The 14,794-nt window shown below is 48.5% G+C and carries 13 protein-coding genes and 1 riboswitch; of the genes, 10 read left to right on the forward strand and 3 right to left on the reverse strand.

The genetic code is table 11. The features are described 5' to 3' along the window. The first annotated feature begins 22 nt into the window (after positions 1–22). The 4 genes from EFB08_RS06155 (at position 23) to lysA (ending at position 4,770) form a co-directional block, all read left to right on the forward strand. Entirely contained in the window at positions 23–1,240 is a 1,218-nt protein-coding gene (locus EFB08_RS06155; protein WP_123126069.1) for a beta-ketoacyl synthase N-terminal-like domain-containing protein, read from the forward strand. A 342-nt stretch (positions 1,241–1,582) separates the two neighbouring features. Further along, positions 1,583–2,179, forward strand: a complete 597-nt coding sequence (locus EFB08_RS06160; protein ID WP_123126070.1) for a T9SS type A sorting domain-containing protein — start codon at positions 1,583–1,585, stop codon at positions 2,177–2,179. Positions 2,180–2,297: 118 nt separating this feature from the next. After that, complete coding sequence (locus tag EFB08_RS06165) at positions 2,298–3,632, forward strand: aspartate kinase (protein WP_123126071.1); 1,335 nt, start codon at positions 2,298–2,300, stop codon at positions 3,630–3,632. Next, entirely contained in the window at positions 3,625–4,770 is a 1,146-nt protein-coding gene (gene lysA / locus EFB08_RS06170) for a diaminopimelate decarboxylase (RefSeq protein WP_123126072.1), read from the forward strand. The genes EFB08_RS06165 and lysA overlap by 8 nt, the downstream gene beginning before the upstream one ends. A 390-nt stretch (positions 4,771–5,160) precedes the next feature. On the opposite strand, the gene EFB08_RS06175 is transcribed toward lysA, so the two are convergent. From EFB08_RS06175 to EFB08_RS06185, 3 genes are read right to left on the reverse strand one after another with little or no spacing between them, the layout of a single operon-like run. Further along, a complete protein-coding gene (locus tag EFB08_RS06175) occupies positions 5,161–6,408 on the reverse strand; it encodes a homoserine dehydrogenase (RefSeq protein ID WP_123126073.1) in 1,248 nt (415 codons plus the stop codon). After that, entirely contained in the window at positions 6,387–7,442 is a 1,056-nt protein-coding gene (locus EFB08_RS06180) for a homoserine O-acetyltransferase family protein (RefSeq protein WP_123126074.1), read from the reverse strand. The genes EFB08_RS06175 and EFB08_RS06180 overlap by 22 nt, the downstream gene beginning before the upstream one ends. A 4-nt stretch (positions 7,443–7,446) precedes the next feature. Further along, positions 7,447–8,784, reverse strand: a complete 1,338-nt coding sequence (locus EFB08_RS06185) for an O-acetylhomoserine aminocarboxypropyltransferase/cysteine synthase family protein (RefSeq protein WP_123126075.1) — start codon at positions 8,782–8,784, stop codon at positions 7,447–7,449. A 279-nt stretch (positions 8,785–9,063) separates the two neighbouring features. Continuing rightward, positions 9,064–9,178: riboswitch (SAM riboswitch) on the reverse strand. A 203-nt stretch (positions 9,179–9,381) separates the two neighbouring features. Between EFB08_RS06185 and EFB08_RS06190 the strand changes: the two genes are divergently transcribed. The 6 genes from EFB08_RS06190 to trpS all read left to right on the forward strand — a co-directional run bounded on the left by EFB08_RS06190 (position 9,382) and on the right by trpS (position 14,586). Further along, positions 9,382–10,317, forward strand: a complete 936-nt coding sequence (locus EFB08_RS06190) for a phosphoribosylaminoimidazolesuccinocarboxamide synthase (RefSeq protein ID WP_123126076.1) — start codon at positions 9,382–9,384, stop codon at positions 10,315–10,317. 68 nt (positions 10,318–10,385) lie between these two features. Next, positions 10,386–10,763, forward strand: a complete 378-nt coding sequence (locus EFB08_RS06195; protein ID WP_062545662.1) for an STAS domain-containing protein — start codon at positions 10,386–10,388, stop codon at positions 10,761–10,763. Positions 10,764–10,782: 19 nt separating this feature from the next. After that, complete coding sequence (locus tag EFB08_RS06200; RefSeq protein ID WP_123126077.1) at positions 10,783–11,700, forward strand: ribonuclease Z; 918 nt, start codon at positions 10,783–10,785, stop codon at positions 11,698–11,700. 337 nt (positions 11,701–12,037) lie between these two features. Then, positions 12,038–12,832, forward strand: coding sequence for a queuosine precursor transporter (locus tag EFB08_RS06205; RefSeq protein WP_123126078.1), 795 nt, complete (start codon positions 12,038–12,040; stop codon positions 12,830–12,832). Positions 12,833–12,861: 29 nt separating this feature from the next. Continuing rightward, a complete protein-coding gene (locus EFB08_RS06210) occupies positions 12,862–13,515 on the forward strand; it encodes an alpha/beta fold hydrolase (protein ID WP_125077653.1) in 654 nt (217 codons plus the stop codon). A gap of 96 nt (positions 13,516–13,611) precedes the next feature. After that, complete coding sequence (gene trpS / locus EFB08_RS06215; protein ID WP_123126401.1) at positions 13,612–14,586, forward strand: tryptophan--tRNA ligase; 975 nt, start codon at positions 13,612–13,614, stop codon at positions 14,584–14,586. Positions 14,587–14,794: the final 208 nt, after the last annotated feature.

The following is a 14,794-nucleotide window of genomic DNA, read 5'->3' on the forward strand; positions in this document are numbered from 1 at the left end:
GAGAAAATCACCCAGAAAACAGATGAAGAGAAGCGGAGAACAGGAGTGGATTGTGGTACGGGGAATAGGATCAGTCTCAGGATTGGGCTGCACGCCGGATGAAGTACAAGCTTCTTACGCCAGCGGGAAAACCGCCTTTAAAACCCTACCCCATCTGGGAAACGATACACCCGTTGCTCCCCTCTCCCCTTCGGCGGAAAACCTCCTGCAGAACCTGTTAGAGGAAAACCCCACGTATGCTTCTCTGGACAGATCCGTCCAATTAGCCATCCTTGCCTCTAGGCAAGCCGTGGCTCAAGCGGGCTGGAAAATGGAGACCCAAAATCCCGTGGGCATCAACATTGGATCTTCGCGGGGGGCTACAGGCCTGTTTGAACAGTTTCACTCCGATTTTCTGAAAACACCCGAAAAACGGCTCTCCCCTATTGTCTCCCCCAGCACTACTTTGGGGAACGTGGCGAGTTGGGTAGCAAATGACTTGCAAGCGCAGGGGCCGCTCATTAGCCATTCCGTAACCTGCAGCACCGCCTTGCAAGCGTTCGCCAATGGCGTTGCCTGGCTCAAATCAGGGATGGCCAAACGTTTTCTGGTAGGCGGGACCGAGGCTCCGCTTACTCCCTTCACCATAGCCCAGATGAAATCCATTGGCATCTATTCCAAGTTTGCTGCCCATGATCATCCTTGTCGCCCCTTGAATGAGGAACATAATACGTTCGTCTTAGGCGAAGGAGCTGCCATTTTTGCCTTGGAAAGAATGAACCAAGCGGAAATAGAGAAATCAGGCTTGAAAGAAATGGTTGTAGTGAAAGCTGTTGGAATGGGGTACGAGCGAAGCCCCTCTAAAACTGGAATTTCTAAGGAAGGGCTTCACTTTCAACTGGCCATGCGAGATGCCTTGAAACAAGCGGGCTTAACACCTCTAGATATTGATGTCCTTGTGCTTCATGCTCCCGGCACTAAAGTCGGTGATGCGTCAGAAATTCAGGCGATCCAAAAAATTTTTAAAGAACATTCTCCTTTTTTTTATACAAACAAGAATTTGATTGGTCATACCTTGGGTGCTTCAGGTGCTTTATCTGCTGAAATGGCCTTGCACATCAACTCCATAAATAAACCAATTGACAACTTAACTCCTACTAAAATTTGTCCTAAGTTAAGTTCCAGTTATAATGTTTTGGTAAATGCTGCTGGTTTCGGCGGAAATGCTGTAAGTTTGCTGTTATACATTGAAAGCAGGTAATTTAGCCCATTTTTCCCAATGTAAGCCATTCAACTAATTTTCCTTGTAATCTACTTTACAGCATTAAAATTACCTTGTCTCTTTACACGCCTTTTTAAAATCACATTTTTTAATCTTCATTTTCTCAGAATTATCTTAGTTTTATTTTCAAACTTAGTTACTATTGAGTTGCCTACCTCTCAGAATGGTGTAGAATACCAGATTTACAATGGAAGCACTCCAACCGGAAACCGCGTACGAAGTACGGGTGGAGCAATTTCGTTAACTTCAGGGCCCATCACAGAAACAACAACAACCCTTACCGTTCAAGCTATTGGTATCGGTGGGTGCAGCAATGTAACCATGAAAGGGTTCTCCTCCGTTACCATTGATTCTGCTCCGCTTCCGGTAACTTTACAACAGTTCACTGCAACTCAGACTTCTAATGGCATTGAACTGACCTGGTCCACTGCCTCAGAAAAAGACAATGACTACTTCCAGATAGAACGAGGGGTAGACGGCAGAAACTTCACCAGCCTTGGCCAGGTAAAAGGGAAGGGAACAAGCAACGTAGCGCAGAACTACCGCTTCACTGACACCTCTGCTCCTTCGGGTTCCGTGTACTACCGCTTGAAGCAGGTTGACCTAGATGGCAAATTTGAATACAGCAAAGTTGTCTCAGTGCAGGGCACAGGAAATCAAGCAACTGCTCAAGTCGAGGTTTCTCCCAACCCATTCACAAGGGTAATATCTTTCTCCGTAACCAGTTCAGAAGATAGAACCCTGTTAGTGGAACTGTTTGATTTAAACCAGAAACTGATCTACAAAGAAATGGTGAACGTATCCTCTGGTAAAGTCACGCTCACCAAAGACCTCTCCAGAATCGCCGACGGAGTGTATATCTTGAGGGTAACAGGTTATTCCTTATCTGAAGTAATCAGGGTAGTGAAGAAAGACTGATAATCCCTCCTGCTTTGAAAACCCCACGTGGTGCTATTTAAAAATTAGCGCTGCGTGGGGTTTTCTTTTATATAATCCCCGTTCCATTTAGTAAATTCGCAGGTTTTATTTTATTTCTATGAAAATCATGAAATTTGGGGGCACCTCCGTAGGCTCAGCCGAGCGGATGGGTGCCGTCTCACAACTGCTTCCCACGCAGGAGCCCGTGATTGTAGTGCTTTCTGCTATGTCAGGAACCACCAATCACCTGGTGCAGATTGGGCAGCAACTGGCCCAGGGCAATGTAGCCCAGGCAGAATCTCTCACAGTGCAATTAGAGCAACACTATAAACAGGTGATTGCCGACTTATATAAACAGGACACTTCAAAGGAAAAGGGAAAACAGGTTGCACAGACGGTTTTCACTGACATTCGGGCTTGCTTTAACCGGGCGTTCTCCCCTGCTTCAGAGAAAATCATTTTAGCCCAGGGGGAACTACTGTCAACCCAGCTCTTCCAGATTTTCCAGGAAGAGAACGGGATTGCTTCTGTTTTGCTTCCGGCTTTGGAGTTCATGAAAATCACGCCCGATGAGGAGCCTGATCATGCCTTTATCCGGGAGAACCTGAGAAAACAGTTGGCCCAGTATCCAGACGCGCAGCTGTTCATCACCCAGGGATATATCTGCCGTAACGCCAATAACGAGATTGATAACCTGAAACGCGGGGGCAGCGACTACACGGCTTCCATTGTCGGGGCGGCGGTGAAAGCCTCCGAGATCCAGATCTGGACCGATATTGACGGGATGCACAACAACGACCCACGCATCGTGAAGAACACCTACCCTATCGCGGAGTTGTCGTTTGACGAGGCGGCGGAGTTGGCGTACTTCGGGGCGAAGATTCTGCACCCCTCCAGTATTCTTCCGGCGCAGCAGCACAACATTCCCGTGCGGTTGTTGAACACCATGCAGCCTCAGGCGCAGGGAACCACCATTTCTTCTAAGAAAACCGGGAACAAAATCAAAGCAGTTGCCGCAAAAGATGGCATCATTGCCATTAAGATAAAGTCTAGCCGCATGTTGCTGGCATATGGTTTTCTGCGTAGCGTGTTTGAGGTTTTCGAGCGGTTCAAAACGCCAATTGACATGATTACCACGTCTGAGGTGGCTGTATCGCTGACCATTGACAACCAGACCTACCTGCCCGAGATCACCGAGGCACTACAGCGTTTCGGCACCGTAGAGATCGACACAGAATTAACCATTGTCTGCGTGGTAGGCGACTTCATGGAAGACAAACCTGGCGCGGCGCTGCGGGTAGTGCAGTCTTTGGGCCATATTCCATTACGCATGATCTCTTACGGCGGAAGCAAAAACAACATCAGCTTCCTGGTGAATACCGTGCATAAAGAAGACGCGCTTGTGTCCATTAACGAGGGTGTTTTTCAGGAAAGAGAGGAAAACCATGCTTAAAGAACAACTTCGGGCGTTCTCCCAGCAACAAACCCCTTTTTATGCCTATGACCTTTCCCTTCTTGGACAGACCCTAGACGCGGCTAAGGCCGAAGCTGGGAAATACGGTTACCATGTGCATTACGCCCTAAAAGCGAATGCCAATGCCCCTATTTTGGCCGAGATCCTGAAAAGAGGTTTCGGGGCCGATTGCGTGAGCGGAAACGAAGTACGCCGTGCTTTGGAAGCCGGCTTTGCGCCGGAGCAGGTGGTTTTTGCCGGGGTTGGGAAATCTGATGCCGAAATCAACTTCGCCTTAGATTCTGATATCTTCTGCTTTAACTCAGAATCGGTGCAGGAACTGGAGGTAATCCAGGAGTTGGCGGCTGCTAAAGGGAAAGTGGCGCAGGTTGCCTTGCGCATCAACCCGAACGTAGATGCCTACACCCACAAGCACATTACCACCGGGCTGGAGGAAAACAAGTTCGGGATTAATGCCTGGGAACTGGAGGAACTGGTACCGCGCTTTGCCGAGTGGCCTAATCTGAAACTCATTGGCCTGCACTTCCACATCGGGTCCCAAATCACCGATCTACGGGCTTTTGAGAACCTGTGCCTGCGTGTGAACGAACTGCAACAGTGGTTCGAGGAACGCGGACTCACCTTCCCCCACCTGAATGTAGGCGGCGGCTTAGGCGTGGATTACCGTACCCCCGAGGAAAACCCCATCGCAGACTTCGAGGCCTACTTTGCCATTTTCAACAAACTACTTATAAAACGCCCCGGCCAAGTGGTGCATTTTGAGTTGGGCCGAGCCTTGGTGGCCGCCAGCGGAAACCTGATCTCCAAAGTTCTGTACTTGAAACACGGCCAGAAAACGAACTTCGTGATTCTGGACGCCGGTATGACCGAACTCATGCGCCCCGCTTTGTACCAGGCGTACCACAAGATTGAGAACCTGTCCAGTGAATTGCCGACTAAGACTTACGATGTAGTAGGCCCTATCTGCGAGTCTACCGACTGCTTCTCCAAAGACGTGGAGCTGCCAGAAACCAAACGCGGTGACTTGGTAGCCATCAGAACGGCAGGTGCGTACGGCGAAGTGATGGTCTCTGAATATAACCTTCGCGACCGGGTTAAGGCGGTCTATCTTTCTTAAATCGCCCTAGGCAGACTTAAATTTTATCAAGTGAGCCTCGGTTTCAGGGTTGTTTTACCAAAAACGGCTCTGAAACCGAGGCTCCTTTCTTTACTGCCAGAATCAAAAGCCTGCTTTTATGTGAGAAGCTTTAATTTTCGTTTAAAGACCATTTTCAAGAAAAAGGGCTAAATACATATCTGGTGTACTTCTGCTCTTCTTAAAATTCGAAGCCTCAAGTGGTGATTTTGTTTTGAGGCCCTTTTCCTATAAACAGGCCTAAAACAAAAACACCCGGCCAGAAGCCAGGTGTTTTGGGAAATTAAACGAACTAAATAAACAAGCTACTTTTGAGAAACGGTAGTCTCCGTTCCTATGCTTTATATAATCTTTTCCTCGGGAGGAAAGACGTTAAGACACTTCTTCTTTTACCTTCGATCTCTTAACAGGAGCGCCCACGAAATCAGAGGACAACGCCATGATGTAAGCACCGGCCTTTCTGATGTGCTCCTGCGATTTGATGAGGTTGCCCAGTGAAACTGTTCCGGTGACGCTGAAGGATTCGTTTTCACGCTGCACGTTCTGCAGGTTAGTCAAACCCAGTTCCACTACCAGTTCCGGTTCTGTGCTTCTCAGGTACACGTCAAACTCGAAATCCAGCGCCAAAGCCGGTGCATTGGTGGTTTTGTGGAGTTTCTTGTACCCGTAAGAATACCCGTTGCTGATGGATACAATGTCTGACAATACAGCTGCCCCCGTTGGGTGCCCTCCGGCGCCACGGCCTTTGAACAGCTGCGCACCCGAGTAAGTCCCTTGCACCACCACGCCGTTGAACTCCTGTTCTACCACAAACAAATCATCAGAATTGTCTACCAAGCTAGGCAACACTACCGGTACCAGCTCTCCATCCGCCGTGAGATGCACCGATGCGACCATCTTGATCACGGAATTATTTTGCTTGGCGTAGTCACAATCTTGGCCGTTGAGGTAATCAATCCCGAAGAAAGCCACTTCCTCGGGGGCAATGGTGCGGCCGAAAGCGTGCGCACTCAGGATGCATAGTTTATGGCGCGAATCAGCTCCGGCTACATCCAGCCAGGGATCCAGCTCGGCAAAGCCTTTGTCCTGGGCTTCCTTCAGGGCCTCGGCGTAGCCTTTCTGTAGTTTAAAGATCTGGCTCAGGATGTAATTGGAAGAACCGTTCAAAATGCCGTGTACTCGTTCCAGCGGTTCATTTGAAAAATATTCTTCTACCGTTCTAATGATAGGAATGCCTCCGGCCACCGCTGCCTCGTAAAGCAAAGCTCCACCGAATTCCCGTTGCAAATTCAGCAGCTCAGGCAAATGATAGGCCACCAGCTTTTTGTTCGCCGTTACCACTTTCTTGCCTCGGCGCAACGCCTCAGCCACAATGGTGTAAGCCTCGTTTGCATCGCTGATAGCTTCTACCAGAATATCAAGGCTGTCGTCCTGAAGGACTTGATGCCAGTCATAGGTGAAGCTTTCAGTGGGCAATGGCCGAAGCTTTTTTGGGTCTTTCACGCAGATGCGTTCCACTTTATAAGGAAGTGACTCTTCACGGGAAAGGATGTCGTATAAACCCTGCCCTACGCAGCCAAAACCAAACAGACCTATTTTTAGAAGACGGTGGGAATCCATGTTTTTCTTTGTTGTTTTTTCTGTAAAAAAGTATCCAGGTAATGAGTTAACTGATCGGTTTCCAAAAGGAAGCCATCGTGCCCGGCTTCAGAGCGGATGATCTGCAACGTGGCGTTTGGGATGTTTCTGGCAACAAAGCGTTGCTCATTCAGGGGAAATAGTTGGTCTGAATCTACGCCAATCACCAGCGTCTCTGCCTGCACCTGCCGCAATACCTCCTCTACAGCACCTCTGTTCCTTCCCACATGGTGGCTGTCCATCATTTTGGTAAGGTGCCAGTAAGAAAAAGCATTGAAGCGCTTGGCCAGTTTCTCGCCTTGGTACCGTTGGTAAGAAGCAGCCCTATAAGTACGTTTCAGGTCTGAAGAAGGCTCTTTCTGCGATTGATTATAGGAGTTATAGTTTCTATAAGAAAGCAGCGCAATAGACCTGGCTGTTTTCATACCCTGCAAACCGGCATCATCGGTGGCTAGCTGCCAGGTGACATCCTGCTCAATGGCCATGCGCTGGCTTTCGTTCAGGGCAACTGCCCAGGGAGTTTGGCGGGCATTGCCGGCAATCTGCACCAACCGTTTGGTAACCTCGGGGCACTCCACTGCCCATTCTAAGGCTTGCTGTCCGCCAATAGAACCTCCAATCAAGACATTGATTTGCTCAATGCCTAGGTGCTCACGCAAGGCATCAAAGGCCCGCACCACATCTAGGTTGGTTAAGGTGGGGAAAGCATGATAATATGGCTTGCCCGTATCTGGGTTTACGCTCAAGGGTCCGGTAGAGCCGTAGCAGCTACCCAGTGAATTAGCGCAGACAATGAAGTGTTTAGCGGGATCAAAGGTTTTGCCTTCGCCAAACAGATCGCCCCACCAGTCTTTTACAAAGGCATTGCCTGAAAAAGCGTGACACACCCAAACTACGTTGCTGCGGTCTTCGTTCAGCGTGCCCCAGGTGGTATAGAAAAGTTGGAAGCCGGGCAAAGATCGCCCGGACTCCAAGGTAAATTCCTCATAGTATTCAAAAACGCGTCCTTTCAACATGGCTTTACTCTGATAATGTTGCCTCCAACTTGGGTTTCCGTACTTTCACTTTGGCAAACGCCTGTTCAAAATCTGCTTTGATATCATCCAAATGCTCAATGCCTGCAGATACCCGCAACTGGGTTGGATTCACTCCCGCAGACAACTGCTCTTCTTCGTTCAATTGCTGGTGCGTGGTGGAGGCGGGATGGATGATCAGCGTTTTGGCATCACCCACATTGGCGAGGTGACTCACCAGTTCCAGACTGTTCACAAATACCTCAGCTTCCTCTTTGCCGCCTTTCAGGTTAAAACTAAAAACCCCGCCAAAACCGCGTTTCAGGTATTTCTTCGCTAACTCATGGTAAGGACTGGAGGCAAGGCCCGGATAATTAACACTTTCTACCAACGGATGCTGTTCCAGCCACTCGGCCAAAGCCTTAGCATTTTGTACCGTGCGGTCTACGCGCAATGAAAGCGTTTCCAAGCCTTGGATCAACTGGAAAGAGTTAAATGGACTCAGCGCCGGACCAAAATCGCGTAAACCTTCTACCCTGGCTCTTATAGCGAAAGCAATGTTTCCGAAAGGTCCGTTGGCACCAAACACTTCCCAGAAATTGAGCCCATGGTAGCCTTCAGACGGTTCACTGAACTGCGGGAACTTGCCGTTGCCCCAGTTAAAGTTACCGCCGTCTACAATCACGCCGCCCACGCTGGTTCCGTGGCCACCGATCCATTTGGTAGCAGAAGCTACCACCACGTTTGCTCCGTGTTCCAACGGCCTGAACAGGTAACCACCAGCCCCGAAGGTATTGTCCACCACCAACGGGATCTGGTGCCCTTTGGCCACAGCGGCAATAGACTCGAAATCAGGCACATTGAACCGGGGATTCCCGATGGTCTCCAAATAAAGTGCTTTGGTATTTTCGTCAATGAGAGCGGCATAAGTTGCCGGATCATCGTTTTTGGCGAATCTCACTTCTATGCCCAAACGCTTAAATGCCACCTTAAACTGGTTGTAAGACCCGCCATATAAATTGCTGGAAGCCACAAAATTGTCGCCGGCCTGCAGGATGTTGTTCAGGGCAATAAACTGGGCTGCCTGGCCTGAACCCACCGCTACAGCCGCCACGCCCCCTTCCAGGGCAGCAATGCGTTTCTCAAACACATCGGTGGTAGGGTTCATGATGCGGGTGTAAATATTCCCGAACTGCTTTAGGGCAAACAGGTTGGCACCGTGCTCAGCGTTCTCGAACACGTACGAAGTAGTTTGGTAAATAGGCACTGCCCGCGAGCGGGTGGTAGGATCTATTTCTTGGCCAGCGTGTAGCTGAAGAGTTTCAAAATGATATGACTTAGACATGATAATAGCCGGTTACAATTGAAAAATTGAACAAATTCAAGAGCCAGTAAAACGAACAGGTAATAGGTTTCCTCCTGTCGCTGCTGTGCGTCAGGCCCCTGAGAAAAATTTATTTAACTGGAGGGATTAGCGACAACAGCAACAAATATCCATAATGGAAATCGTGCGCATTCGCGTAATGGAAGAGATGTGATTAGAGGTGATACCTGTTGCCGCCATGGTCAGGCGCGGCGCTGCATTGTCAGAAGTGGCGTTGAATTGGTTTTCCATCTTCGTATCAATTTATATTCCCCAGGTGGCAATATGTCCCCTGGGATCAGGACTTAGCACCTTACACGGCTGGTAGGTTGCTAGAGCTTCATTGAGCCTGTCTCTCCGCTCTTCTTTATAAATCAACTACCGGAATAATTGACTTGATGCTGCAAATCTATCAACGAAATCTTTAAACACAAATAATTTTCAAAATAATTTGTGAAATACTTTCAAAAACCAACAAATGTTAGTAAATGTGATCCCCGGAAAACAGGCCTTCCTTAATAGAATTTTTCTTGCCCCGTCTATATCCTTTCCTAACTTTGTCACCGTTAGTTATCCTCTATGCAAGCCTTAAAAGAAACGAACTTCCACTTTCCAGAACAGACCGGCTTTTACCGGGGCAAGGTTCGGGATGTCTATTATTTCAAAGACAAGTTGGCTTTGGTGGCCACAGACCGCATCTCAGCGTTTGACGTGGTGCTGCCTCGCGCTATTCCCTACAAAGGACAGGTATTGAACCAGATTGCGGCTTCCTTTCTGGAAGCAACGGCCAACGTAGTGCCCAATTGGGTTTTGAGCCATCCAGCTCCTAACGTGACTATCGGTCGGCAGTGCGAAACGTTCAAAGTGGAAATGGTAATCAGAGGCTACCTGGCAGGCCACGCCTGGCGGGAGTACAGCGCCGGAAAACGTACGCTTTGCGGAGTTGCTTTACCTGAAGGTTTGCGCGAAAACGATCCATTCCCTGAGCCCATCATCACTCCTACTACCAAGGCTTCTGAAGGCCACGATGAAGACATCTCCCGAGAGGAAATTCTGCGTCAGGGCATTGTAGCGGAACAAGATTATGTCCAATTAGAGGAATACACCAGAGCGCTTTTTAAAAAGGGTACAGAATTGGCCGCTGAGCGAGGACTTATCTTAGTGGATACAAAATATGAGTTTGGCAAAGCAAATGGCATCATTTATGTGATTGATGAAATACACACGCCAGACTCTTCAAGATTCTTTTACTCAGAGGGTTACCAGGAGCGGCAGGAAAAGGGTGAACCACAGCGGCAACTTTCAAAGGAGTTTGTACGTCAATGGCTCATTGAGAACGGCTTTCAGGGAAAAGAGGGGCAGCAGGTACCAGAAATGACAGATTCCAAAATTTCGGAAATCTCCCAACGTTACATAGAATTATACGAGCAGTTGTTAGGCAAAAAGTTTGCTCCCCAAGAGTATGCAAGCCAGCCACATACGTTGCAGGAGAGCATTGCCGCCAACATTTTTTAGCTTACATTGTTACAGATATTCCACCAAAAATTGGTAGATTCGCACTCTAAACCTTTTTGCTGTTACTTATGAAGTACACAATTGATAAAAAAGAAAATTACACCATCATCACCATAGATGAAAAAAAACTAGACACCACGATCGCGCCCGATTTGAAGTCTGAGTTTGTGAAGTTGAATGCAGAAGGTATCACTAACCTGATCTTGGATCTTACCAACGTAAAATATACCGATTCTTCCGGACTTTCCTCTATCCTGATTGCTAACCGTCTTTGCAACTCTTCCGGAGGTGTTCTTATCTTAACTGGCTTGCAAGAGCACGTAACCAAACTGATCACTATCTCTAAATTAGAGTCTGTTCTGAACATTCTGCCAACCGTAGAAGAAGGCATTGACCGCGTTTTCCTGCACGAGATTGAGAGCGATCTAACCAAAAAAGAAGAATAGATATTAAGCGGGCTGCAGTTTGGACTTTGAGCTGAAAATACTTGGGAGCTCCTCTGCCACCCCGTCTTTTGAACGAAATCATACAGCCCAACTACTCACAGTTGGCAATCAGATTAACCTGATTGATTGCGGCGAAGGTACACAAATGCAGCTGATGCGATACAAAGTAAAGCATCAGCGCATTTGTAATATCTTCATAAGTCACCTCCACGGTGACCATTACTTTGGCTTAGCAGGCCTGCTTTCTACCATGCACCTGCAGCAGCGCACCGGCCACTTGAACCTCTTCGGCCCTAAAGGCTTGGCCGAGATCATCACCCTTCAATTCAAATACGGCGGCACCCAACTCCCCTACCCCATCAATTTTGTGGAGGTAGATACCACTGTCTGCAAAAAAATCTTTGAAGACAAGTACATGACGGTGCACTCACTGCCTATGCAGCACCGGGTGCCATGCTGTGGCTTCCTTTTCAAGGAAAAAGCCAAACCCCGTCATCTACTCAAAGGGAAGTTACCCCAATTTCTGACTCCCCCTCAATTGGTCCGGCTTAAATGGGGAGAAGACATCCGCAATGAGCAAGGCGAGATTCTGGTGCGCAACCAGGAGGTGACCACCGAGCCCAAACGCAGCCGCAGCTACGCCTACTGTTCAGACACCAAGTACAAGGAAGACATTTTGCCCTTTGTGAAAGGCGTGGACTTACTCTATCATGAGTCTACCTTCCTGAGCGACATGGAGCACCGCGCCACGCATACCTTCCACAGCACCGCCGCCCAGGCCGCTACCCTGGCCCAGAAAGCACAGGTCAGACGTCTGCTCATCGGGCACTTTTCCGCGCGCTACAAAGACCTTACTCCTCTGCTGGAGGAGGCCCAAGCCATTTTCCCGAATACCGCTTTGGCTACCGAGGGGAAGACGATTAGTGTTTTGGAGTAGAAGTGCTTCTATAACATCTATTGTTTTTAGCCCGTTTTGGTGATTTTGCCCTTAAAACAACGAGTTTGTTTGTGACGCAATTTGCTTTAAGTGACAGATGATCCTTTTTTTCAGTATTAATGCATGTCGATTAAAGCAAGAAGCAAACACCAGCTTTCCCGGTTGCTTCTTTCCATTTATTGAAGAAACAAAGCATACTTCTTTTAAGGGAGTTTCAACATTTTAAGGCTATTCTAATCAAATCAAGCCGGAAACTCCCAGCTTTATCTTTATTGCTTATTAACCGGTTTCTTTCATCTTTACATCCCTTTTCATCAACTTTCTATTAACTCACACAATGCAGCAACCTTCTTCTTTCAAATCAAGCATGGGCTTTAAGAAGCGGCAGCTTTTCATGGTTCTCTGCGGTATTTTCCTGACGAATGCGTTGCTGGCGGAGTTAATTGGGGTGAAGATTTTCTCAGGCGAGGGTGTCTTCGGGTTATCAGGTGCGCAAATCCCAGTGTTGGGAACCAAGCTGGATTTCAATTTAACAGCTGGGGTCATCATTTGGCCGGTGGTGTTTATTACCACCGATATCATCAATGAATACTTCGGGAAGGATGGCGTCAAACGAATCAGCTTTTTGACGGCTGGGCTGATTGCGTATGCTTTCCTGGTCATCATCGCTGCTACTGCTTTGCCTCCGGCACAGTTCTGGCAAGAGATCAACAGTCAGGGACCAAATGGCACCGCCTTTGACATGGACTTTGCTTTCAGCAAAGTGTTCAGGCAGGGCCTGGGCATCATTGTGGGCTCTTTGGTGGCTTTCCTGCTGGGACAATTACTGGATGCCCACGTTTTTCATTGGTTGAAACACTTGACTGGTAGTCGCAAGATATGGCTAAGGGCAACGGGTTCTACGCTGGTATCTCAGCTGGTAGATACAATAGTGGTGCTGTTCATCGCCTTTTATATCTTCGGGAACTGGGATTTGAAGACGGTGCTCTCTGTTTCGGTGATCAACTACCTGTACAAATTCACGGTGGCGGTAATCCTCACTCCTGTTCTGTACGTGGCGCACTCCATCATTGACCGATACTTGGCCGGTGACCGCGAAGTAGCCTTGGAAACGTTTATCGCCCAGGATTGATCTGGGAAGCTTTACCCGTTCTGAGCTTCATGAACCTACCTCCTCTGTACCTGCTGAGCGGTCTTTGCGCCGATGAACGGTTGTTCCAGTTCCTGCAACTGAATCATCCTTCGCCTAAAGTCATCCAGTGGATTTCGCCTGATCCTGAAGACACCATGGCCACTTACGCCACCAAACTTATCTCACAGATGGAACCCGGTCAGGATCCGCCCGTGCTGATTGGCCTGAGTTTCGGGGGCATGATGGCGCAAGAAATAGCCAAACAGATCAAGGTGAAACGCGTGATTTTGTTGTCAAGCCTGGCAGATACCCGGAAACTCCCGCTCCATTATCGCGTGGCGGGGGCGTTGCAGATGCAACATTGGCTTCCCTTGAGTCTATTCAAACAAATGGTTTTGCCTGCGTATTGGCTTTTCGGGGCAAAAACCCAAGAAGAGAAAGGCATATTGAAAACCATCCTCCAGGAAACGGACATTCCTTTTCTGCGCTGGTCGTTGCAGCAGATTTTAGATTGGCGGCACCAGGCTTCTCAGGAGAATGTAATCGTTTTGCACGGTGACCGGGACAAGGTTTTACCTGTTCCGGCACACCCCTCTCTTCATCTCATCAAAGGCGGAGAACACCTCATGGTGATGAGTCGGGCAAAGGAAGTAAGTGCGATCCTCAACCGATATTTAGCATGATAGGTTTTAGCCCTTTTTCTTAAAAACAGCGGTAAAACAGAAAGGCTTTCCCGTTTGGCCTTCAATCGCTTTCTTTGCACAAATATTCTGTACAACATGGCACGAATTCTTACCGGTATCCAAAGCAGTGGTCGTCCGCACCTGGGCAACCTGCTGGGCGCCATTTTACCAGCAATAGAGCTTTCTAAAAAGTCAGAGAACGACTCGCTCTATTTCATCGCAGACTTACATTCACTTACCTCCATCCGGGATGCGCAGGAGCGCCGGATGAATACCTACGCTGTGGCCGCAGCCTGGCTGGCCTTCGGTTTTGACACAGACCGAAACATTTTCTACCGCCAGTCAGACGTGCCCGAAGTCACTGAACTGACCTGGTACCTGAGCTGTTTCGCGCCGTACCCTATGCTGGCCAATGCGCATTCTTTCAAAGATAAATCGGCGCGCCGCGGCTTAGCCGATGTGAACGCCGGTCTCTTTACTTACCCTATTCTCATGGCCGCCGACATCCTGCTCTACGATGCCAACTTTGTACCCGTAGGCAAGGACCAGGTCCAGCACCTGGAAATCACCCGTGATGTGGCCAGTTCCTTCAACCACATCTACGGCGAGACCTTTGTCATTCCTGAGGTAAAGGTAGACGAAACCGTGATGACCGTGCCGGGTATTGACGGCGAGAAAATGAGCAAATCCTACGGCAACACCGTTGATATTTTCCTGCCAGACAAAGACCTGCGAAAACGCATCATGAGCATCGTGTCAGATAGTAAGGCATTAGAAGACCCTAAAGATCCGGCTACTGACAATACTTTTAAACTGTACTCACTGCTGGCTTCGCCTGAGCAGATTGAGACCATGCGCCAGAACTACCTTGCCGGCGGCTATGGTTATGGGCACGCCAAGCAAGCCCTTTATGACCTCATCATCACCAAATACGCTGAGCCCCGCGAGCGCTTCCACTACTACATGAACAACCTGGAAGAAATTGACGCCAAGTTGGCCGAAGGAGCCGCCAAGGCCCGCGCCATAGGCGGACCGGTGTTGCAACGCGTGCGCGAGAAGCTGGGATTTTGATTTGTTTTCCCTAATGCTTATCTGATAGCATGACCTATAAACAAGAAAGCCGAAGCATAACAGCTTCGGCTTTCTTGTTTACGACCACTTTTGATAAAATAAGTTAAAAAGGTGTCAGCTGAAAACAGAGAATGAAAAAACTTCCTGCTTCATATTAGAAATATCAGGCCTTATTGCAAAAAGAGAAAGGCTTACAAATGGGTTTTGT

Source organism: Rufibacter latericius (assembly GCF_003721515.1).
Lineage (GTDB): Bacteria > Bacteroidota > Bacteroidia > Cytophagales > Hymenobacteraceae > Nibribacter > Nibribacter latericius.